The sequence below is a fragment of the Rahnella sp. BIGb0603 genome (assembly GCF_024808755.1).
Taxonomy (GTDB): domain Bacteria; phylum Pseudomonadota; class Gammaproteobacteria; order Enterobacterales; family Enterobacteriaceae; genus Rahnella; species Rahnella contaminans.
In genome coordinates this window covers 517,834-539,329 of the sequence record NZ_JANUEX010000005.1, presented here as the reverse complement: position 1 = coordinate 539,329, position 21,496 = coordinate 517,834, and the positions used below count along the sequence as shown (strand labels likewise).

Genomic DNA, 21,496 nt, shown 5'->3' with positions numbered 1-21,496 from the left:
CAGACAATGGTCGAACTTAACACCGTAATCCCAGTGGCATGGAACGCCCTGGTCAACGCACTTTGCCGGGAAGCGCCTTATCTGCGGGCAACGCTGACCGCGGAAATTGCCCGTTTCACGCAGGCACGTCTGGCATCCGGCGGTTTAGCGACGGCTTTTAATACCAGCCTGCTGGCCTACAACGGCTGTCCGCTTGAATTTACTGTTTCGACGTCAAAACCGCAGGCGCTTGCCTGCACTCTGGATCCCTTTTTACCTTATTACGCAGAAGATCGCCGGATAGAAGCGTTTGCCCGCCATTACCGGCAGATAGTTGCGCCGGTTTCGCAGAATGACGCTGACATTCGTTTTGATGCGGCGGCCATAATGCAAAACCAAAGCGCGCAACCGCTGCGGTTTGGCTCCTGGCTGGGGCGAAAATATACGCCTGAAGGGATGAAAACGAAGATCTATTCCGAGGTGCAGTCCGGTGGTTTTGACGAAACGAACTGGCCCGGCGCGATGGAGAATCTCTCCCTCGCCGCCTGCCGGGAAGCCGGATTGTCATTGCTGATGACCGGCGAATATCCGCAGCAATCCGCCTCGCCGCGTGAGTATTACTTTCAATGGCATAGCGCGCACATCACGCACGCTGACATTGCGGCGGTCATGCGTTTTTTTGACTGTGAATCGCTTTGGCCTGCGCTGAAGCCCTTGCTGGAGCAGGCCGTACAACAAACCCTAAACGGGCAGGTTTTTCCGGCGACAACCTACGGTTTTAGTCTGGTTTATGGTCAGGATGCAGAGCCTGCAAGCTTCACGCTGTTTGTGATGGCGGCAAGTTTCTTTGGTGATAATCAGCGGGTTTTCCCCGCAGTTCAGAACCTGCTGACGCAAAATGACCACCAGCTGCCTTTACTGCAACGGGTGGTTACTGAGCAAATTCCCATACAGTTCAACGTGGTGGGCTTTTCGGTGGACAGGCAGGAAAGCCGTGCCATCAGCTGCACTTTCAGCCCGCAGAATAGTCATTTTGAGACATTGCCGGTCAGACCATCGCCGCCGTCAGTACACACGCCCCGGCTCAGCCTGAAATCCTTACTGGCGCAACAGTCTGCCAGCGGTGCTTTTGTGTCGTATGTCAGAACACCCGACGGGCGCTGGCATCAGGATGAAAATGCGTTTGTGACCGCGCAGGTCTTACGCACGCTGGAGAACACCGCGCAGACGGCTCCGTACATTGAAAAGGCGCTCGGTTTCCTGACAACCTGTGAAACCCGTCCGCACCATTTCAGTTTCTGGCCAGCCGCCGCCCATCCTCAGTGGATGGCGAACCTGAAAATCTGTGCCGATATTGATGACACGGCCATCATTACCGAACTGCTTTATAAATCTGGCCGACTGTCGCTCGCGCAGGCCCGGCAGACGCTTTCTCATATGAACAATTATCAGGTGCGGAAAGTGGATCCCCGCCTGAAAGCCACGCAAAACCAGTGGGCTGAGTGTCAGAGCTTTTATACCTGGATGCAGGATGAGAACCAACTCTCTCAGCTCGATTGCTGCGTCAACACCAATGCCCTGATTTTGCTGCACAGGCTGACGGATGAAGGCAGTCCTCTGCCGCCCGCTTATCCGCGCATTACTCAGATGCTGAATCAGGCAGTGCAATGGAGCGGCAGTGACTTCGACCGGCTCAGTACATTAACCCCGTATTACGCCCACCCTGGGGAATGGCTGGCCACACTGATTTACGCCCGACAAGCGGGGATCCCGCAACTCACGCCGTTGATTAATGCACTTTCCTGCTGGCAATTGCCCGCAGGACAACGGGAAAGCCCGCTTTATCGCCGGCATGACGGGCGCTATCTCTGGACGTCTCCCTGCCTGAATCAGTTCAGATCTCTGGCTCAAACTGAATATGCTGAGGAAAACCATGAATATATTTCTTAATAACCTGGTGGCGCTGAACCAAATTATTCTGCAAAACGCTCGCGAACAGTTCCCGGTTGCAGAGGGGAAACACCTGCGCTACCGGGCTGCGCAGGCGGTGCTGGCCGATGCGCTGACCGCCAAAGTGTGTACCGAAATCATCTCAGGAGAAACCCGCTACGAAATTGCGACCAGCACCGACGGCACAAGCTGGAAGATGATGCTGAACTTCGCGCTGAGCCAGCCGGTTCCGCAAACGCCTTATGTTGTGCTGAGCTTCAGCACCTTCGGCAATGCCGAAGAACTGGTCTTTGACAAAGTGATGGAGACTGAAACGGAAAATGTTTATCAGGCAGAGCTTGAGCTGAACGAGCTGGCACAGCGTGATGCGTTGCTGCGCGCCTTGTCTGATTTTGATGCGCAAACCACGCTGGTCGTTACACTCAAAACCGATCACAGCATTACCAATACGATCACCGATCCTAAAGTTTTCTACTTCGCGGAAAACTACTATCCGTATATTTATCAGGGCATTCTGCCGCCACCCGCCCGACTGCAACTGAAACTTCTGCCGCTGGTTTTTCAGAATGTGACCTACAACTATTATCAGGACTATGTTCTCCAGAATTACCTGTATTACCTGCCTGATACCTTTGAGGTTGGTCTTGGCACAGACCTTAAACCGATGCTCTCATTTTCATTTTCTGCCCCTGATAACGCCACGAAACTGGATCAGGTCAACGTCACGATGGACTACTTTTTACTGCCTAAGGTGAACCAGGCGCGGATTGCCAACGCCAGAGACCAGTTCACCCCGAAACATCCTGACGGAAAACTGATCCCGTTTGCCAATGCCGATACGCTGGCATTACAGCTGGAATTGCCCGCGGGTAAAACAGAGGAAAAGAATGCGCTGATTAACCTGCAAAGCGGCGTCGCAGATTCGTTCACCCTGCCGGTCAGTCAGTTTGTGACAATCTGGGATGCGCTGTTTTCAAAATCACCGCAAAGCCTGTTACTCAAAGGGGAGCTGGAGGTTCAGTTCAAGGGATTCAATCCCGATAAACTGCCGGTAAGAATTGCGCTGGATGACAAATATAAGGATAAACCGCTCGATTTTATTACACAGTCCACGCCCGTGGACATTTCCAATACCCTTACATTCAAAAGTGATCCCCAGGCCTACAGTTCGTCCGGGCCACGTCCGATCGAGCGTATGTTAGTCAATATCGGGAATGAAACTTTCGAATTGAATAAAACGAATCCGGATCACGACGCCATCGTAAAAGTATCGGTCATTGATCTCATCCTGCATCCGGATAAAAAACCCGTATATACCTATGACCTGCAAATTCGTTACGTCGACGGAGGAAAAGTGGAGCGTAATAACCAGACCACCACGTTTGAGATTATTTATGTGCCGTAATGTAATACCCGGAAAGGGCTGAATGCCGTCAGTTTAAATATCACAATCAGGAGATGCCTATGCCCGAAATCTGATATGAGAATAAAGATTCTGTACAAATTATTTAGCGTTAGATTCCCGAAGCAGATGATCTGTTTTGCGATCTGTCCTCGGCCATTTTTTGTGAAGTGACCTGTGCAGATTTCCTGCATATGTCTTTAAATCAATCTGTTAGCGAGGTTCAAATGAAACAACATTATATGCTCGTTATTGCTGCTGGTTTGCTGGTTTCCGCGTCATCTTTTGCAAAAGTTAACGACGTGCCTAAAGGGGCATTAGTAGTCCGTTACGGTGCGGCTAATACGGATGCGAATTACGCCAGCCAGGATGGATATCCGGGCACCTTACAAAACGTCTCGGCCTTATGCTCTAAAGCGAATTCCGGCGTTGATCAGGCTAAAGTCGAAGCGTTAATTAAAACGGATACCGGCAGATCTAAAGATTTAAAACAGGCAGGAGGCACCAATGCATCCACGCTGGTTAATAAAAATGCCACGGTGTCCACGGATCCGCAGCCGGGTAACCCCAACCATTGCATAATCAGTAATATTGAGTTGAAAAATATCAAAGGTGCATGGCAAATGTTTGCACTTAAATAAGCAGACTAAATCAGGCCCGGTAATATTTTATGCCTGTTTTGCAGGAAATATTTTTCCGGGCCAGATCCCTGCTGAGTTGTGGCAGCCATTTCCGGCGCTGCGTATAAAAAGTTATGCTTTTCGGGTGTACGCGATCATGTGGGATAGCGCGTACACCACGCAGCCGAGGAAGGCGGCGGGGGCGAGGCTGTCATAGAGATGTCCCGGCTGGGCGCCGGTATACAATATGACCGCCGAAACGGCGATCCCCATCATCGCGCCGGGAATATGGATCCAGCGGGTTAAACGCTGTTTTTGTGCTTGGTAGGCGGCGAATTCCTGATTCGTGCGATCCAGCGCCTGGCTCAGGCGTTCGCAATCTTCTTCGTTATCGCGAACGCGCTCTGCCAGACGGGTATTTTCTTCCTGAATTTCAGCGAGCTGCTTTTTCAGTTTCGCTTTTTCACTCTTCGCGTTCTGCCCTTCGTACTCTTCCAGTTTCAGACTGGCACGCAGTTGCGTGACTTTACGGTTAGCCTCAGCCGTCAGTTCTTTCTGCTGACCGAGCAAGGCGTAATTCCCGTCTGCACGACGGTTAGCCGCGTGGCGTTTGTCTTCTTCCCCGGTCACCTGCTCCTGAAGCCTGTCGCGGGCAGCGGCCATCGCCGCCATCTGACTGCCCATATATGCGACAAGATTTCTGGACTCTTCCAGCTCGGCGGAAACTGAATTCCCGGCAGTTTGCTGACGTGCGCGCATCAGCGCCAGTTCGTCAGCGTGCTGTTTTTTCTGTATTTCAGCCTGGCGCAGCAGTTCGCTGACCCGCGTATTCAGACGGTATAATTCTCCTTCCAGTCGCTGAACGTCTTCTTTATTCCCGCTGCTGGTTTGGTTGCGTGCAACGGCCAGTTCATGGGTCAGACTGCGCACCTGCTTTTCCAGTGATGCCAGTTTTTCGAGCGTGACGGCGGTGTCTTTAAAAACGGTTTTGACTTTGGCTTTATCGCCTTCAGCGCGGCTGAAACTGACGCCTCTGAGTGCGCTTTCCACTTCGCGGGCGATGGACGTTTTATCCATTGCCTTCATCCGGTTGCACGCGCTGGCCAGAAAAGTGGCCGCTTCATTGCTGTTACCGGTGCCAAAGGCTTGTTTGATAAGGCTCTGTATCACGCTCATTTTGTCGTGCTCGCTCGCAGGATATATTCAGGACACGCATGATGCAGACCTTAGGTGCATCAGATTCTAATTACTCATTGTATCAGATAGGATTTGTTTTATTTATCGAAGTTATTTTAAGCGGATGTTTTGAAGGATTAATGGCCGTAGTCTTGAGATACAAAAAGCCGGAACCCGGTTTCCCCCGCTCCGGCTGTTTTCATGCAGAAATTAATGGAATTGCAGATATGCGACGTGGGTTTGCAGATATTCCTGCAAGCCGTGTTTGCCGTCTGCGCCGCCGACGCCGGATTTACGCCAGCCCGCATGGAACCCCTGCATCGCTTCAAAGTTTTCGCGGTTGATATAGGTTTCCCCGAACTTCAGCTGTTTCAGCGCTTTCATCGCGGTGTTGATATTGGAGGTATAGATAGAAGACGTCAGACCATACTCGCTGTCGTTGGCCATCGCGATGGCTTCTTCCAGCGTTTTGAATGTCGCGACCGGCAGCACAGGGCCGAACACTTCTTCATGCATGATCGGCATATCCTGTTTTACATCCACCAGCACCGTCGGCTGATAGAAGAAGCCTTTGTCGCCGTGACGTTTGCCGCCCAGCAGCACTTTCGCCCCCTGCGAGACGGCTTTCGCCACTTTGTCCTCGACGCGTTTTAACGCCGCACCGCTGATGAGCGGCCCCATATCCAGCTCTTTTTGTTCAGCGGTATTGCCAAAGGTCACTTTTTTCATCGCCACGCTGATCCGCGAAATGAATTCGTCGTACACACCTTCCTGCACGTAAACACGTTCCGCACAGTTACACACCTGCCCGGTGTTGATCACGCGTGAGCTGACGATGGCTTTGACCGCAAGATCCAAATCCGCGTCATTCATCACAATGGCCGGGGCTTTCCCGCCCAGTTCCAGCGAGACTTTGGTAACGTTCTGCGCCGCAGCGGTCATGGTAGCGATACCCGCCGCCACGCTGCCGGTCAGGCTGACCATCCCGACTTTCGGGTTGGCGGCCAGTTCCTGCCCGACAACCGGCCCGTAGCCGGTGACGATATTCAGCACGCCTTTTGGCAGGCCGATTTTGTGGATGATTTCTGCGAAAATAATGGCGTTGTTTGGCGTGATTTCACTCGGTTTGATCACGATGGTGTTGCCGGTGATCAGTGCCGGTGCGGCTTTACGGGCAATCAGAAAGAACGGGAAGTTCCACGGCAAAATACCGGTCGTCACGCCGATGGCTTTGCGAAACACAAAGATATTTTCGTTTGGACGGTCACTCTGAATGATTTCGCCTTCGTAACGGCGCGCCCATTCGGCCATGTAATCGAGATAATCGGCGGTAAACAGCACTTCGGTTTGCGCAAGACCGTAGGTTTTTCCGCCTTCCGCAATAATGGTTTCTGTCAGTTCGGCTTCACGTTCGCGGATCCCGGCGGCGATTTTGTGCAGCCACACGCCCCGTTCCACTGCGGGCAACGCTTCCCACCCCGCTTGCGCCGCTTCGGCAGCATCAATGGCTTTTTTCGCGTCTTCGGCAGAGCCTTCAGGGATCTGCGAAATCAGCTGTTCTGTGGCCGGATTGACCACGTCAATCCACTTACCGCCGGTGTTTTCAACGAATTCACCGTTGATGTACATACGTTTTTGAACTGTGCCCATGTCAGAAATCTCCAAAGAACGGATAGAGGGATGATGAACGAGTTGTTAAAAAATAAGCTCTTTTTTGTAAAGTTCTAACAGCCTGTTCTATCCGTGACGTTTTTACCTTTCCGTGATTGCCAGTTGGTTTTGAGAAATGGCAAAAATGTCATGATCGGTCTGCACGACATAACATTTTTGAAAATTGAGCATTTGTGAAAGGAATATGCCGGGTAGTTACTGACGGACGTGGCGGGGCGCATACCCAAATTCGCGCTTAAAGAGAGTAGAGAAATAATTGCTGTCGCAGAAACCGCATTGATGCGCGATGTCCGTGATCGAGCTGTCGCTGAAACGCAGCATGTTGCGCGCATTGAGCAGCCGCAGGCGGTTAAGATAATTGAGCGGCGTGCAGCCGGTTTGCTGTTTCATCTGGCGGTGTAATGTGCGAAGCGACATCGAGAATTGTTCCGCCAGCACCGGCCAGTTGATCTCTTCGTCATAATGCTCGTTCATCCAGTCCAGCAGATTATTCAGGTCGCCACCCTGCCCGCGATACCCGACGTCACGGCTGCCCTGACGCAGCAACAATAAAAGCTGCATGAAATACAGTTCCTGCTGAGCCTGGGATTCCGGCGTCTGGCTGACCGTTTTACGCGCCAGCAGGTCGATGAGCGTTTTAGCCTGCGTCACCTGGTTCGGGCTGATGCGCCAGTGCGCCGGATAAATGCCATCGACTTCCTTCGGCAGTAAATCACTGACCCCGTTGAGGAATCGAAACGCATTCGGGCCACGGTACAGAACGTTGGTCAGATGCAGATTGTCGGTATCTTCGTAAAGATGGTGGTCGCAGTGGCGCACAAAGCAGACGCTGCCTGCACTGAGGATCAGCGGATGGTCATTAAAAACGTGTGTCCCGGTGCCCTGTTCGACCAGCACAATCTCGTTGAAATCCTGGTGATGATGTTCAGGAAAAGTTTCCTGCGGGTAACGGGGTTCAATGGCGACCGGAAAATCTCCTGAAGGGAAATATTCACTACTGCGTAACACGGTCATTTCCGACTCCTTATTAACATTATCGTAATATCTTAGTCGTCACTGACGCCGTCATCGGGCTGAAATTGTGATCTGCCAGCCGCTTTTGAACAAAACCTTTCTTTCCCGGCACAATCTTGCGCAATCCGGCGTATGACGCAGGTTTACGCCCTCTTTCAGTGCGGTTTTTCCCTGCCCGAAATCGGTTTTTTTCGGGGCATTTCCATGGGTCGAAACAAGATTGTTATCAATTTGTGAGGTTGTTCTCTTAAACCTTTGCAGCTTTGCCATAGTTAGCGCAGAACTGGCACTCGCGGAAAGGTCAGATCCTCAGCAACCTCCTAGAGTCGTGATCATGCGCCTGGCGCGTCGGCAATTTTTGGTCGTTAAACTTTATGCAGACTTATGCGGAGTACAAACAATGAAATTAAAACACGTACTGAGCCTCACCCTGATCGCGAGCAGCATCCTGCTGGCAGGCGCGGCATCGGCAGAAGTGAAGATTGCGCTGGTGGCAAAGTCACTGGGCAACGGTTTCTTTGAAGCGGCAAACGTTGGCGCGCAGCAGGCAGCGAAAGAGCTGGGTGATGTGAAAGTAATTTACACCGGCCCGACCACTACCACCGCCGAAGCGCAGATTGAAGTGCTGAACGGCCTGATTGCACAGGGTGTTGATGCGATTGCGGTTTCCGCCAATGACCCGGACGCGCTGGTGCCTGTGCTGAAAAAAGCCATGCAGCGCGGCATTAAAGTGGTGTCCTGGGATTCCGGCGTCGCCAAAGAGGGCCGTCAGATCCACCTGAATCCGTCCAACAATGCGCTGATTGGCGAAACCAACGTCAAACTGGCCGCCGATGCACTGAAAGCGCTGAATGTCGAAAAAGGGGATGTCGCGATCCTCAGCGCCACACCTACCTCGACCAACCAAAATCTGTGGATTGCCGAGATGAAAAAGGTGCTGCCAAAGTATCCTTCCGTCAATCTGGTGACTGTGGCGTATGGCGATGATTTGTCGGATAAAAGTTATCGCGAAACTATCGGCTTATTGAAATCTTATCCGGATCTGAAAGTGATTATTTCTCCGTCTTCCGTCGGCATCGTGGCGGCCGCGCAGGCGGTGAAAGATCAGGGCAAAATCGGCAAAGTTTACGTCACCGGCCTCGGTCTGCCGTCTGAAATGGCGGGTGCGGTGAAATCCGGCGCGACCAAAAGTTTTGCCATCTGGAACCCGATTGATCTTGGTTACGCGGCAACCTATCTGGCCGACGATCTGGTCAAAGGCACCGCCACCAAAACCGAAGCCAGCATGGGGCGTTTAGGTAAAGTGAAACTGGACGCGGACGGCAGCGGCGCGATGGCTGAACCGTTTGTTTACGACGCCAGCAACATCGACAAATTCTCGAAAATATTCTGATCCTGACGGCGGCTCATCGTTTTTCGGTGAGCCGTTTTGTTGTACTTAGCCAGACAGGGGAAACGAAATGACAGATTCCACGACTCCGCTGTTGTCATTACAGGGCATCAGCAAGGTCTTTCCGGGCGTCAGGGCGCTGAATAACGTGCATGTGGATTTGTATCCGGGAAAAGTAACGGCCCTGATTGGCGAAAACGGCGCGGGTAAATCCACGCTGGTGAAAGTCATGACCGGCATTTATCAGCCGGAAGAAGGCGAGCTGCGCTATAAAGCGATTCCGATAAAACTGCCCAATCCGGAATCCGCGCACAAAGTCGGTATTACGGCCATCCATCAGGAAACCGTGCTGTTTGATGAACTTTCAGTGACCGAAAATATCTTCGTCGGCCACTATGTTTACGGCGGGATTTTCAAGCGGCTGAACTGGCCGGCGATGCATCAGCAGGCGCGCGATATTCTGACGCGTCTGGAAGTGAACATCGATCCGCATGCCATTTTGAAAGAACTGAGCATCGCGCAACGCCATATGGTGGCGATTGCCCGCGCGCTGTCGTTTGATGCACAGGTGGTAATCCTCGACGAACCGACGGCGGCGTTGTCGCAGCATGAAATCGTGGAGTTTTATCAGATTGTCGAACGCCTGAAACATGAAGGAAAAGCCATCCTGTTTATCTCGCACAAGTTCGACGAGATTTTCGCGATTTCCGATTACTACACGGTGCTGCGCGACGGCAGTTATGTCGGCTCCGGCAAAATCAGTGATATCAGCGAGCAGCAGATGGTCACGATGATGGTCGGGCGCGAAGTCAGCCAGGCGTATCCGAAAGTGAACTGCGAACCGGGTGAAACGGTGTTGCAGGTACAGAATCTCAGCCATCCGACCGAATTTGCAGGCATCAGTTTCTCACTGCGCAAGGGCGAAATTCTCGGATTCTACGGGCTGGTCGGTGCGGGACGAACCGAGCTGATGCAGGCGCTGTTTGGCGTGACGCAACCGGGCAGCGGCAAGATTCTGATCCACGGCAAGGAACATCATTTCACCCGCCCTTCTCAGGCCATCCGCGCGGGAATCGTTTACGTGCCGGAAGAGCGCCAGAAACAGGGCGCGATCATCGATTTGCCGATCAGCCAGAACATCAGTTTGCCGCAGCTTAGTCAGCTCAACCCGCGCGGCGTGCTCAATGATAAAAAAGAGTGGGCGCTGGCCGACGATTATGCGCGCCGGTTGCAGGTGAAAGCTTCAAGCTGGAAACAACCGGTGGGCACGCTCTCTGGCGGTAATCAGCAAAAAGTGGTGATCGCAAAATGGCTGGCGACGCAGCCGGACATCATCATTCTCGATGAACCCACCAAAGGGATTGATATCGGTTCAAAAGCGGCGGTACATCAGTTTATGTCCGAGCTGGTCGGACGCGGGCTGGCGGTGATTATGGTGTCTTCCGAATTGCCGGAAGTCATGGGCATGGCGGACAGAATTATTGTGATGCACGAAGGGCTGATGGTGGCGGAATTCAACGCGGGTGACGCGACCGCCGAAATGATTGTCAGTGCCGCCAGCGGCGCGGGCGAGGAGGCGGCATGATCAAGAATTTACTCAAGTACCGTGAGCTGTTGCTGGCGGTGGTGATTGTCCTGATGGTGCTCGGCGTCGGCGCACGCTCACCGGAGTTTATCGGCGCCGGAAACCTGCTTGAGATGTTCAACGACACCTCGATTCTGATCATCCTGGCGCTCGGCCAGATGATGGTGCTGCTGACCAAGGGCATTGATTTGTCGATGGCCGCCAATCTGGCGCTCACCGGCATGATTGTTGCGCTGATCAACTTCCATCACCCTGACATTCCGGTGTGGTCGCTGGTCGTGCTGGCGACGGTTCTCGGCCTGATCATGGGCGCGGTTAATGGCCTGCTGGTCTGGAAAGTAGGGATCCCGCCGATTGTGGTGACGCTGGGCACCATGAGTATTTATCGCGGGATTATTTTCCTGCTCTCGAACGGCGGCTGGATTAACGCACACCAGATGAGCCCGGATTTCCTCAGCCTGCCGCGCGCGCCGTTTCTTGGCCTGCCGCTGCTCGGCTGGTGCGCGATTGTCGCGCTGATTCTGGTGGCGTATTTCCTGCACTACAGCCGCACAGGCCGCGCGTTATATACCGCGGGCGGCAATGCCACGGCGGCATATTACACCGGCATCAACGCGGGCAAAATGCAGTTCATCAGCTTCTGCCTGTCCGGCGCGCTGGCGGGTTTCTGCGGATACCTGTGGATTTCTCGTTTTGCCGTCGCCTACGTGGACGTCGCCAACGGCTTTGAATTGCAGATTGTCGCCGCCTGCGTCATCGGCGGGATCAGCACCATGGGCGGCATCGGTTCAGTGGTGGGCTGCCTGCTCGGCGCGCTGTTCCTCGGCGTCATCAATAACGCCCTGCCGGTGATTGAAGTGTCGCCGTTCTGGCAGATGGCCATTTCGGGCGCGGTGATTGTTATCGCGGTGATCCTCAACGAACGCGGCAATAAACGTAAAGGAAGACTGATTTTACGCCATTCTCCTTCCGTCCACGCATCAGGACCTGAATCAGAGGCCAGATCATGAATAAGACCTTAACTTCGCGCACGCCTGCACGGGAAAGTGTGCCGATGGCCGTGACGCCCTTCTTCCGCCGCCTGATGTGCTGGGAAGGATTTTTGCTGGTGGTGACGCTGCTGGTGTTCGTGGTGAACGCCCTCGCCTCGCCGTATTTCCTCAATATCTGGAATCTGTCCGACGCGACGTTCAATTTCACGGAAAAGGCCATCATTGTTCTGCCGATGGCGATGCTGATTATCGCCCGTGAAATCGATTTATCCGTCGCCTCCACGATGGCGCTGAGTTCCACCATAATGGGATTCTGCGCGCAGGCCGGTCTGCCGACACCGGCGCTGGTGGGCGTCGGGCTGAGCGTGGGATTATTGTGCGGGCTGATTAACGGGCTGCTGGTGACGCGCCTGAATCTCTCATCGATCGTGATCACCATCGGGACCATGAGCCTGTTCCGTGGCATCACGTATGTGCTGCTCGGCGATCAGTCACTGAATAAATATCCGGCCAGCTTTGCGTGGTTCGGGCAGGGTTATGTCTGGGGGCCGCTGTCGTTTGAGTTCGCGTTATTTCTGGTTTTGGGCGCTGTCTTTTACTTCCTGTTGCACAAAACCAACTTTGGCCGCCGTACCTACGCCATCGGCAATAATCCGGTGGCGGCCTGGTATTCCGGCATTAACGTGAAGCGCCACAACCTGACGCTGTTTGTGCTGGTCGGCGTGATGTCCGGGCTGGCGGCGGTTCTGCTGACGTCACGGCTCGGCAGTACGCGCCCGACGCTGGCGCTTGGCTGGGAGCTGAGCGTGATTACGATGGCGGTGCTCGGCGGCGTCAGCGTGCTGGGCGGTTCAGGCAGCATGACCGGCGTCATTATTGCCGCCTTCCTGATGGGTCTGCTGACCTTCGGCCTCAGCCTGCTGAACGTGCCGGGGATTGTGATGTCAGTCATCGTCGGCGCGATGCTGATTGTGGTGATTTCGCTGCCGGTGCTCTACCGGAGGCTGATGACAGCGCGGGGGAAATAGCGTCTGGCCTGCACTCCCCGCCTACGGGCGGGGAGTGCAGGTCGTCGAATAAATGACACTGAAGAATATCAGGTGAAAAAAATCATCAAAAACTCTTCTTTTCTGTTTGTTACTCAACCCTTTATTACCACCTTGTTACTCAATCCTTTATTACCCCCTCTTGATTAAAAGGCACACTGTCCCGTAGTTTAAACCCACAGCTTGGTTTCTGAATGTCTTGAAACAATGGGGAAAACATATGCGGATTTTAGTGGTAGGCGCGGGTGCGACGGGCGGATATTTCGGTGCGCGGCTGGCTCAGGCCGGGCAGGATGTGACGTTTTTACTGCGCGAGAAGCGCGCGCTGGCGGTGCAGAAAGACGGATTGACGGTTCACAGCCCGCACGGTGATTTTCACCTGCAACCCGCCGTGGTACAGGCTTCTCAGCTGACCGGCCCTTATGATCTGATTTTGCTGACGGTGAAAAGTTTTGGGCTGGAAGCGGCCATTAAGGATATCGCACCGGTCGTTGGCGAAAATACGCTGGTCATGCCGGTACTTAATGGCATGAAGCACATGGAAACGCTCAGCCAGCGGTTTGGTGAGCACGCGCTGATTGGCGGACTGTGCAAAATCAACGCCACGCTGGATGCCGACGGCCATATCCACCAGATGACGCCGCTGCATCAGATTATCTATGGCGAACTCTCCGGCGAGAAAACCGAGCGCATCCTTAGCGTTGATCAGGCATTTCAGAGCGCCGGTATCGATGCCCTACTTTCGGAAACCATCATCAGCGATTTGTGGGAGAAGTGGCTGCTGCTGTCAAGCTTCGGCGCCATCACCTGCACCATGCGCGGCAACATCGGTCAGGTCGCCTCTGCGCCTGGCGGAACGGAGTTCGCACAGGCCATCGTGAGCGAAGCATTAACCACCATGAAAGCCTTTGGCTACGCGGAACGCGCGGCGGCGGTGGCGAAAGTCAGGGAAGCCGTGACCGACAAAAATTCGCCGCAGACGTCATCTATGTATCGCGATATGACGCAGGGATATCCTATCGAAGCGGAGCAGATTATTGGTGACCTGGTAGAACGCGCAACGCGTGTGGGGATCAGCATTCCACTTTTACAGGCAGCGTATACGCATTTGTGTGTGTATCAGAAGAACCGCGAATAATACCTGATTTTGCCAAATTTGAAGGCCAGAGGATCTTCAAACGATAAAAACAAAAAACCCGCCAAAAGGCGGGATTTTTGTGGTGCTTCGATTAGCGGTCTGACAATAAACAGACGACCTGCGGGGAGGTGATTAACTCAAATTCACGCACCCGGCTACAAATCGCGCGAACTCATTGTTCTGGCATATCTTTCATGGGTTTAATTTGAGTTAAGTTGAGCCATAAATTCAGTCGCTTGCAAAAATCAAACAGGTTATTTCAATAAAACCGCCTGGCGTGATATCCAATACTAAATCCACCGCGGGAAATTTTATTCTTCCGGATTACCTTTTTTAATGTCTGCTAATTCTTCCCCGGCAACATGCGTATCAACGTATTATCGCGGCGGCGGTAATGGTGCCAGAGCGCAGCGAAAGCGTGTAATCCGATCAGATAATATCCGGCATTCGCCAGCCATTCATGCAGGGTTTTTAACTGTTTTTGTAATGTCAGATCGGCCAGGTAGCTTTTGGGCATTCTGATGTTAAACATCGTCCAGTCATGGCCGCCAAAATATTGCGACAAAATGCCCAGCACCGGTAAACCCATAAACATCAGATAAACAGAACCATGCGTGAGGACCGACAAACAATGTTGCCAGCGCGGTGGAACAGGTTTAATGGCAGGCGTGACGTACATCGCGCGGATAAAAAGGCGTACGCACATCAGAAATAATACGCAGAAACCCAGGCTGTAATGCGTAAGAGTTAATAGTTCTCGTACAAAGGAACCTTTGGCGAACGCGTCTTTTATATCCATCGTCGTATAGGTCAGAACGACCAAAACAAACACCAGCCAGTGAAGCACAATTTGCGGATAAGAATATCGGGTACGCATAGAAGTTCCGGTAAACAAAGTTACCGTTATCTTACTTGTTGAGACTTAAGCTTACATTAAGACGGCGGTAAACGCGCCGGGGAGAAGATTGTGTGGAAAGAAAAATTAACCGCTTTGGCGGTGAATGAATAAGGGCTTTAAAAGCTGAGAAGTTGGATAACGCTACCTGCCCGTTTCACAAGCTGACAGGTAACGCCCCAACACATCACGATTTAATTAACGCGCGATCAGGAAGCTTTCCAGCGCAGCGCCTTTATCCAGAGCGGCTTTGATGGCTGAAGGAGTACGACCCTGACCGGTCCAGGTTTTTTTGGAACCGTCGGTGTCGGTGTACTCATACAGCGCAGGGCGCGGCTTGCGCTTCGCTTTGGTGGTTTCTTTTGCCGCCTGATGCCCCAGCAGGTCATCAATTGCGATGCCGTCATTTGCCAGCATTTCACGATATTTCAGTAATTTCTCATCACGTTCTTGTTGTTGCGCGCTGCGTGCTTTCACGTTCTCGCGGGATTCTTCAACAATAGCGGTCAGTTTTTCCAGAATTTCTTCCAGAGTGCTTAATGGCGTTTCACGAGCCTGAGCCCGAAGTGTACGGATATTATTCAAAACGTTTAACGCGTTGTCCATGATGTGCTCACTTTAGGGGGTATCATTAAATTAGTGACACTGATTCTACACAAACAAATAATGATATCAATTGCGCCAGGATAATATTACAAGCGATTACACAATTCCTTTGCCTGCCGTTTAGTTTCATTGAATGTTAATATGCTATTTTTATAAGGGCTTGCCGCATGAGAATAAATAAAGTTATCCACTTTCCGCTTTACCCCCTTGAAATAGGTTGCGAATTATTAACCTAAATTTAGGCATCTTCTTAATAGTATCGCAGCGTGAATAACCGATGTTGCTATTATGCACGACTGACACAAGTTCTTTTCTTTTCGTGCGAACCGCTGCGGGGAAAATAGCGTTTTGATAGAATCATCCGATTTTTCTACGCCTCAACGCATTTTCTGCACAAGAAATAGGGCGTAATTTAACAATTCTCGCCTTAGACTGTGACTTCGGTCACAAACAGGATTTCCCTCATATTATGTTCAAAACCATTATTTTCGTGTGCTCCGCCTGCGTGTTACTCAAACTGGCGCTCGACTGGCAGGTTATTTTACAGACGGTTGAGGGCTGACCGCAGCGACTTTTGCCATCCTGATGAATTCCGACAGATTGCGCGTCAGCGTTCCCCGGCGCCAGATTAGCCAGGTCGTCAGAAAGCGGTAGTTATCCGCCAGCGGCCAGACGCTGACCGTCGTGCTGCCCGGCATACTTTCCAGCATGCTGCGCGGCATCAGCGCCAGCCCGCCGCCTGCAATCACACACGCCAGCATCCCGTGATATGACTCCATCTCGTAGATTTTGCCCGGCGCGGCACCGTCATCGGCAAACCAGCTTTCGAAATGACGGCGATACGAACAGTTCGAACGAAACGCATAGATAATTTCGCCGTTAACCTCTTTCCCCCGCGTCACCGCCGCGTGACTGAGCGGTGCCACAATCACCATTTCTTCCTGATAAACCGGGATCCCGTCGAGTACCGGATGCAAAACCGGCCCGTCGACAAACGTCGCTTCCAGTTCACCTTCCACCAGTTTATCCAGCAGTTCGCCGGAAGGGCCAGTGCTCAGCGCCAGTTCGACTTTGCCAAACTGCTGATGATAGCGCGTCAGTAATGCCGGAATGCGCACTGCCGCCGTGCTTTCCAGCGCGCCGAGCGAGAAAATTCCCTGCGGTTCTGTGCCGGACACCGACAAGCGCGCTTCTTCGACTAAATCCAGTATGCGGTTGTTATAGCTGAGAAAATTCCGGCCCGCAGGAGAAAGCCGCAAACGCTGGTTTTCGCGGATAAACAGCTCCACACCCAGCTCGGCTTCAAGCTGTTTAATGCGTGTCGTCAGGTTCGACGGCACGCGGTGTACGCGCTGCGCGGCGGCGCTGATACTGCCGGTTTCGGCCACGGCACGGAACATCTCAAGCTGGGACAGGTTCATAGTGATTCTCAAAAAGTGAACGGTTTGCTTATTTTTATTCATTTTTATTAAATCGCGCAAGCCTCTATTCTTAATGAACTGGCTTAACGAGGACACCGAAATGACGACAGCAACTTCGAACACACATGCAATCTCAGTCAATCCGTTTAACGGCGAACATATCGCAGATTATGCGTACGACACCGATCTGGCACTTGAAGCCGCCGTTGCGCAGGGCTTTTCTGCCTTCAAACAGTGGCGCAAAACAGACGTCAGCGAACGCGCTGCCCTTTTGTTCCGCCTGGCAGCCGCACTGCGCGAAACCAGTGAAGACATCGCCCGCAGCATTTCTCTTGAGATGGGCAAACCGGTGAAACAGGCGCGCGCCGAAGTGGAGAAATCCGCCGGTTTGTGCGAATGGTATGCCGAAAATGGCCCGGCGATGCTGGCACCGGAACCGGCTCGGGTCGATAACGGCGAAGCGCACATTCATTACCGCCCTTCCGGCATGATTCTGGCGATTATGCCGTGGAACTTCCCGGTCTGGCAGATCCTGCGCGGCGCGGTTCCGGCCTTGCTGGCGGGGAATACGTTCCTGCTCAAACCTGCGCCGAGCGTCATGGGCACCACATATCTGGTGAAGCAGGCCGTGCTGAAAGCCGGTTTCCCGGCGGGTGCATTTGGCGTGATCAATGTCGGTACTCCGGCCGTTGCCACGCTGATTGCCGATCCGCGCGTGGTGGCGGTGACGGTCACCGGCAGCGTGCGTGCCGGTGCGGCGATTGCGGAACTGGCGGGCAAACAGGTTAAAAAATGCGTGCTGGAACTCGGCGGGTCTGATCCGTTTATCGTTCTGAACGACGCAAGTCTTGACGAAGCGGTGAAAGCCGCCGTCGCCGGGCGTTATCAGAATACCGGGCAGGTTTGCGCCGCTGCAAAACGTCTGATCATTGAAGAAGGCGTGCTCGACGCATTTACGACGAAATTTGTGGCGGCCACCCAGGCGCTGGTCGTAGGAAATCCGCTGGATGACGCCACTTATATCGGCCCGATGGCCCGTTTCGATTTACGCGATGAGCTGGATAAACAAGTTCAGGACAGCTTGTCCGAAGGCGCGACGTTGCTGCTGGGCGGTGAGAAAATGGCCGGAAACGGTAACTTCTATGCACCGACTATTCTCGGCAACGTTACACCGGAAATGACGGCATTTCGTCAGGAACTGTTCGGGCCGGTCGCCGCGATTACGGTTGCCCGCGATGCAGATCACGCGGTCGAACTGGCCAATGACAGCGATTTTGGCCTGAGCGCCACGATTTTCACCGCTGATGCAGAACGTGCAAAACAGATGACCGCAGAGCTGGAAACCGGCGGCGTGTTCATTAACGGATACAGCGCATCGGATCCGCGTGTGGCGTTTGGTGGCGTGAAGAAAAGTGGCTATGGCCGCGAGTTGTCGCATTTCGGCCTGCGTGAATTCTGCAACGTGCAGACGGTCTGGACTGACCGCACGTAATCACAGAAACGTGTGGTCAAAACAAGAATCACAGGATTCCATCATCCTGTGATTCTTTGCATTTAATTCCCCTGCGACGTCTCGGCGTAAATTGTGGTGACCGCCTGCTGATTGGCGCTCAGCGTTTCATCCAGCGTTTTCTTCCCTTCCAGCAAATCCGAAATATTCCGCCCGACCGCATCACCCATCTGATCAAAGCCCGGAATACTCACGTACTGCACGCCCTGATACGGCACCGGATATAATGTCGGCTGTTCCGGCGTCGCGGTTTCCACCGCCTGTTTTACGCCGTCTGCGTAAGGCGCGAGTTTCTGGTATTTCACCTGCGCGTAAGAAGAATAGCGGCTGCCCGGCGGGATAGCGCCCCAGCCCACGGTTTTCGCGACGTCCTGAATATATGCCTGCGATGTGGCCCAGGTGATGAATTGCTGAGCTTCGTCTTTATGGCTGGCGCGTTGCGGAACAGCCAGCGCCCACGCCCAAAGCCAGTGCGAACCGTTACTCGAAAGCGCCGTCGGCGCGGGCGCGAAACCGGCGCTGTCGGCGACAGGCGAAATCTGCGGATTAATTACCATTCCGGCGGCGACGGTGCTGTCGATCCACATCGCGCATTTGCCCTGCGCAAACAGTTTCAGGTTCTGACCAAAGCTGTTGGATGTCCCATCCGGCGGGCCGTAATCATGCATCATCTGTACGTAATCAGTGAGCACTGCACGCCACTCGTCGCTGTCGAGGCGCGGATGCCAGTTTTCATCAAACCATTCCGCGCCATAGGCGTTGGCCATCGTGGTGATAAACGCTACGTTGTCGCCCCACCCCGCCAGGCCGCGCAGGCACAGGCCGTAAACGCCTTGTGATTTATCGGTCAGCTGCGCCGCGAAAGCTTTCACTTCATCCCAGCTCGGATTTTTCGGCATGGTCAGATTTTTTTTCGCGAACAGATCTTTGCGGTAATACGTCATGCTGCTTTCGCCGTAAAACGGCAACGCGTACAGCGTGCCCTGCCAGGAAAGCGCGCTGCGGATGGGTTTGAGCAGATCATCGACATTGTAATCAGCGGGCAAATTGTTGAGCGGTTGCAGCCAGCCTTTTTTGCCCCACAACGGCGCTTCATACGTGCCGACCGTGATCACATCGAAATTCGCCTGCCCGCTGTTCATGTCGCTGAGCACCTGTTTGCGCAGCTCGCCGTCGTCCATGACGTGCCATTCGAGTCTGATGTCCGGATGTGATTTCTCAAACTCACCGGACATCTGCTGCATGATCGTCATGTCACCGTTGGCGATGGTGGCAATTTTGACCACGGTTTGCGCCTGCGCGCTGGCGCAAAAGGCCAGCGGCAGCAAAATACTGAAGACTCGTCGCTGAAAAAGACCTGGCATGAGACCTGACATATTCGTGCTCCTTTTCGGCTCAGGCATTCGCCAGACGCGGTTGACGGGGCGCTGTTTCCGGCGAATTCAGCGCAGGCAGCGGTTCCAGCACGCCTTCCACGGCACCCGGCGCAAACTGTGCTGACGGACGCAGATGGAAGAACGACATTTTCTCAACCAGCCGCGCCGCGTGTTCGTTCACGGTATGGCTGGCCGCGCTGGCCTCTTCCACCAGCGCCGCATTTTGCTGCGTCGCGCTGTCCATCTGTACGATGGCGACGTTAACCTGATCGATACCGCTGGACTGCTGACGGCTGGCGACGGCGATGTCAGCCACGTATTCCACCATTTTCGCCATGCCGCCGTTGATTTCCTGAAGCGTTTCGCCGGAGCGAAGCACCAGTTTGCTGCCCGCATCGACTTTGCTGACGCTGGTCTGGATCAGGGTTTTGATTTCCTGCGCCGCCGTGGCAGAACGTTGTGCCAGCTGACGCACTTCTGAGGCGACCACCGCAAAACCGCGTCCCTGTTCGCCTGCCCGCGCGGCTTCCACCGCCGCATTCAGCGCCAGCAGATTGGTCTGGAAGGCAATTTCGTCGATCACCCGGTTAATATCGGCAATTTTATTACTGGATTCTTCGATGTCACGCATTGCGGTCACCGCATCGTCCAGAATTCCGCTGCTTTGCTGCGCCTGTTTGCGGACGGTCTGCGCCAGTACGCTGGCCTGCGCGGCATTATCGGCGTTGAATTTCACCGTGGCGGTCATTTGTTCCATGCTGGCCGCTGTCTGTTCGAGCGAGCTGGCCTGCGCGTGCGTGCGCGAGGACAAATCATTGTTGCCGTCGGCCATTTGCCCGGCTGCGCTTCTCAGCGCCAGCGCGCTTTCCCCGACTTCGCGCACAATGCCGCTCAGACGGGCGTCCATTTTCGCCAGCGCCTGCATCAGTTCGCCCATTTCATCTTTCGGGATTGCGCCCAGACGGTGATTCAGGCCGCCTTCGGAAATGGATTCAGCCAGACGACGTGCGCGACGCACTGCGCCGGTAATCGAACGCACCAGCAACCAGCCCGCTATCCCGGCGACCAGTAAACCGACGGCCAGGATCGCCGCCATACTGTTGCGCATCGTGGCGTACGCCGCTGAGCTGGTGGCGTAATTGTTTTCGGCGTGGCTTCGCATCAGGTTATCCAGCCCGTCGATATCCTGCTGCAATGCCTGACTGCCATTTTTCAGGCGGGTTTCGATAATGACCAGCGCACCGGACGGATTGCCTCCGGCGACCAGTTTTGCAGCATGGCTGATGGCGGCCTGATAACTGTTCAGGTCATCGAGAAAAGTGGTGCGGAGTTTTTCGCTGCCGGGCACCGCATACGTGGCTTCATACGCCTTGCGCTCGGTGGCAATTTGCCCGCCGTAAGCATCAATCTGCGCAACACGCTGATCGACTTCTGCCGGATCGGTCCAGTAGCGCAGCGATTCAAACAGCGTCGCCGATTGCATTTGTGCCAGACGGTATAATTTCGCTGAATGCTGTAACGGTAATAACTCGGTGCGGTAGGTCGAAATCGCCCGCTGATCGGCGGCGCGCAACCCTAAAATGGCCCAGACGGCGGCGACAGTCAGCAAGACGCACAACAATCCTACGATGCCAATCAACCGGCTCTTGATGGTAAATCCCATATCAATTCCTCTGATAACAGCGGTAATCCAACAGGAAGGCGTCAGCACCAGATGGCAAATGG

At 53.8% G+C, this 21,496-nt stretch carries 18 protein-coding genes; 9 read left to right on the top strand and 9 right to left on the bottom strand.

Going from position 1 to position 21,496, the window contains the following annotated elements:
- Window positions 1-6 precede the first annotated feature (6 nt).
- The 3 genes from M2403_RS16545 to M2403_RS16535 all read left to right on the top strand — a co-directional run bounded on the left by M2403_RS16545 (window position 7) and on the right by M2403_RS16535 (window position 3,972).
- Window positions 7-1,929 (top strand): hypothetical protein, encoded by a 1,923-nt coding sequence (locus M2403_RS16545; protein WP_259230129.1) that lies wholly within the window; start codon window positions 7-9, stop codon window positions 1,927-1,929.
- Window positions 1,913-3,334 (top strand): hypothetical protein, encoded by a 1,422-nt coding sequence (locus M2403_RS16540; protein ID WP_259230128.1) that lies wholly within the window; start codon window positions 1,913-1,915, stop codon window positions 3,332-3,334. The genes M2403_RS16545 and M2403_RS16540 overlap by 17 nt, the downstream gene beginning before the upstream one ends.
- 191 nt (window positions 3,335-3,525) lie before the next feature.
- A complete protein-coding gene (locus M2403_RS16535) occupies window positions 3,526-3,972 on the top strand; it encodes a hypothetical protein (RefSeq protein WP_152326677.1) in 447 nt (148 codons plus the stop codon).
- A gap of 111 nt (window positions 3,973-4,083) precedes the next feature.
- Here the strand turns inward: M2403_RS16535 and M2403_RS16530 are convergent, their stop codons facing one another.
- From M2403_RS16530 to M2403_RS16515, 4 genes are all read right to left on the bottom strand, one after another.
- Window positions 4,084-5,127, bottom strand: a complete 1,044-nt coding sequence (locus M2403_RS16530) for a hypothetical protein (protein WP_259230125.1) — start codon at window positions 5,125-5,127, stop codon at window positions 4,084-4,086.
- Between the two features lie 210 nt (window positions 5,128-5,337).
- Window positions 5,338-6,777, bottom strand: a complete 1,440-nt coding sequence (gene aldA / locus M2403_RS16525) for an aldehyde dehydrogenase (protein WP_259230124.1) — start codon at window positions 6,775-6,777, stop codon at window positions 5,338-5,340.
- Between the two features lie 216 nt (window positions 6,778-6,993).
- The gene (gene rhaS, locus M2403_RS16520) at window positions 6,994-7,812 is read right to left on the bottom strand and encodes an HTH-type transcriptional activator RhaS (RefSeq protein ID WP_152326680.1); all 819 of its coding nucleotides are present in this window, start codon (window positions 7,810-7,812) and stop codon (window positions 6,994-6,996) included.
- A gap of 51 nt (window positions 7,813-7,863) precedes the next feature.
- Window positions 7,864-8,082, bottom strand: a complete 219-nt coding sequence (locus M2403_RS16515) for a hypothetical protein (protein ID WP_193333159.1) — start codon at window positions 8,080-8,082, stop codon at window positions 7,864-7,866.
- A gap of 130 nt (window positions 8,083-8,212) precedes the next feature.
- Here M2403_RS16515 and rhaS (M2403_RS16510) point away from each other — a divergent pair, with 130 nt between their 5' ends.
- From rhaS (M2403_RS16510) to panE, 5 genes are all read left to right on the top strand, one after another.
- Window positions 8,213-9,205, top strand: coding sequence for a rhamnose ABC transporter substrate-binding protein (rhaS, locus tag M2403_RS16510; protein WP_104925188.1), 993 nt, complete (start codon window positions 8,213-8,215; stop codon window positions 9,203-9,205).
- Window positions 9,206-9,272: 67 nt separating this feature from the next.
- Complete coding sequence (locus M2403_RS16505) at window positions 9,273-10,787, top strand: sugar ABC transporter ATP-binding protein (RefSeq protein ID WP_208951969.1); 1,515 nt, start codon at window positions 9,273-9,275, stop codon at window positions 10,785-10,787.
- Window positions 10,784-11,797, top strand: coding sequence for an ABC transporter permease (locus M2403_RS16500; RefSeq protein WP_259230121.1), 1,014 nt, complete (start codon window positions 10,784-10,786; stop codon window positions 11,795-11,797). Before M2403_RS16505 ends, M2403_RS16500 begins: the two co-directional genes overlap by 4 nt.
- A 44-nt stretch (window positions 11,798-11,841) precedes the next feature.
- The gene (locus tag M2403_RS16495; protein ID WP_152326813.1) at window positions 11,842-12,807 is read left to right on the top strand and encodes an ABC transporter permease; all 966 of its coding nucleotides are present in this window, start codon (window positions 11,842-11,844) and stop codon (window positions 12,805-12,807) included.
- A gap of 238 nt (window positions 12,808-13,045) precedes the next feature.
- Window positions 13,046-13,963, top strand: a complete 918-nt coding sequence (gene panE / locus M2403_RS16490) for a 2-dehydropantoate 2-reductase (protein WP_152326684.1) — start codon at window positions 13,046-13,048, stop codon at window positions 13,961-13,963.
- A gap of 343 nt (window positions 13,964-14,306) precedes the next feature.
- Here panE and M2403_RS16485 read toward each other — a convergent pair whose 3' ends face one another.
- The 3 genes from M2403_RS16485 to M2403_RS16475 all read right to left on the bottom strand — a co-directional run bounded on the left by M2403_RS16485 (window position 14,307) and on the right by M2403_RS16475 (window position 16,885).
- Complete coding sequence (locus M2403_RS16485; protein ID WP_165059931.1) at window positions 14,307-14,840, bottom strand: cytochrome b; 534 nt, start codon at window positions 14,838-14,840, stop codon at window positions 14,307-14,309.
- 216 nt (window positions 14,841-15,056) lie between these two features.
- The gene (locus M2403_RS16480; RefSeq protein ID WP_152326686.1) at window positions 15,057-15,464 is read right to left on the bottom strand and encodes an H-NS family nucleoid-associated regulatory protein; all 408 of its coding nucleotides are present in this window, start codon (window positions 15,462-15,464) and stop codon (window positions 15,057-15,059) included.
- Window positions 15,465-16,000: 536 nt separating this feature from the next.
- Window positions 16,001-16,885, bottom strand: a complete 885-nt coding sequence (locus M2403_RS16475; protein WP_165059929.1) for a putrescine utilization regulator PtrR — start codon at window positions 16,883-16,885, stop codon at window positions 16,001-16,003.
- Between the two features lie 100 nt (window positions 16,886-16,985).
- On the opposite strand from M2403_RS16475, the gene M2403_RS16470 reads away from it, so the two are divergent.
- Window positions 16,986-18,377, top strand: coding sequence for an aldehyde dehydrogenase family protein (locus M2403_RS16470; protein ID WP_259230116.1), 1,392 nt, complete (start codon window positions 16,986-16,988; stop codon window positions 18,375-18,377).
- Window positions 18,378-18,439: 62 nt separating this feature from the next.
- Here M2403_RS16470 and M2403_RS16465 read toward each other — a convergent pair whose 3' ends face one another.
- A complete protein-coding gene (locus tag M2403_RS16465) occupies window positions 18,440-19,771 on the bottom strand; it encodes a sugar ABC transporter substrate-binding protein (RefSeq protein ID WP_244370789.1) in 1,332 nt (443 codons plus the stop codon).
- Between the two features lie 19 nt (window positions 19,772-19,790).
- On the bottom strand, window positions 19,791-21,434 hold the full coding sequence (locus M2403_RS16460; protein WP_259230115.1) for a methyl-accepting chemotaxis protein: 1,644 nt from the start codon (window positions 21,432-21,434) through the stop codon (window positions 19,791-19,793).
- Between the last annotated feature and the right edge of the window lie 62 nt (window positions 21,435-21,496).

Bases quoted from the DNA above. Each gene is read 5' to 3' on its own strand.
- M2403_RS16545 (WP_259230129.1), top strand. From the start codon at position 7: ATGGTCGAACTTAACACCGTAATCCCAGTGGCATGGAACGCCCTGGTC.
- M2403_RS16540 (WP_259230128.1), top strand. From the start codon at position 1,913: ATGAATATATTTCTTAATAACCTGGTGGCGCTGAACCAAATTATTCTG.
- M2403_RS16535 (WP_152326677.1), top strand. From the start codon at position 3,526: ATGTCTTTAAATCAATCTGTTAGCGAGGTTCAAATGAAACAACATTAT.
- M2403_RS16530 (WP_259230125.1), bottom strand. From the start codon at position 5,127: ATGAGCGTGATACAGAGCCTTATCAAACAAGCCTTTGGCACCGGTAAC.
- aldA (WP_259230124.1), bottom strand. From the start codon at position 6,777: ATGGGCACAGTTCAAAAACGTATGTACATCAACGGTGAATTCGTTGAA.
- rhaS (WP_152326680.1), bottom strand. From the start codon at position 7,812: ATGACCGTGTTACGCAGTAGTGAATATTTCCCTTCAGGAGATTTTCCG.
- M2403_RS16515 (WP_193333159.1), bottom strand. From the start codon at position 8,082: ATGGCAAAGCTGCAAAGGTTTAAGAGAACAACCTCACAAATTGATAAC.
- rhaS (WP_104925188.1), top strand. From the start codon at position 8,213: ATGAAATTAAAACACGTACTGAGCCTCACCCTGATCGCGAGCAGCATC.
- M2403_RS16505 (WP_208951969.1), top strand. From the start codon at position 9,273: ATGACAGATTCCACGACTCCGCTGTTGTCATTACAGGGCATCAGCAAG.
- M2403_RS16500 (WP_259230121.1), top strand. From the start codon at position 10,784: ATGATCAAGAATTTACTCAAGTACCGTGAGCTGTTGCTGGCGGTGGTG.
- M2403_RS16495 (WP_152326813.1), top strand. From the start codon at position 11,842: ATGGCCGTGACGCCCTTCTTCCGCCGCCTGATGTGCTGGGAAGGATTT.
- panE (WP_152326684.1), top strand. From the start codon at position 13,046: ATGCGGATTTTAGTGGTAGGCGCGGGTGCGACGGGCGGATATTTCGGT.
- M2403_RS16485 (WP_165059931.1), bottom strand. From the start codon at position 14,840: ATGCGTACCCGATATTCTTATCCGCAAATTGTGCTTCACTGGCTGGTG.
- M2403_RS16480 (WP_152326686.1), bottom strand. From the start codon at position 15,464: ATGGACAACGCGTTAAACGTTTTGAATAATATCCGTACACTTCGGGCT.
- M2403_RS16475 (WP_165059929.1), bottom strand. From the start codon at position 16,885: ATGAACCTGTCCCAGCTTGAGATGTTCCGTGCCGTGGCCGAAACCGGC.
- M2403_RS16470 (WP_259230116.1), top strand. From the start codon at position 16,986: ATGACGACAGCAACTTCGAACACACATGCAATCTCAGTCAATCCGTTT.
- M2403_RS16465 (WP_244370789.1), bottom strand. From the start codon at position 19,771: ATGTCAGGTCTCATGCCAGGTCTTTTTCAGCGACGAGTCTTCAGTATT.
- M2403_RS16460 (WP_259230115.1), bottom strand. From the start codon at position 21,434: ATGGGATTTACCATCAAGAGCCGGTTGATTGGCATCGTAGGATTGTTG.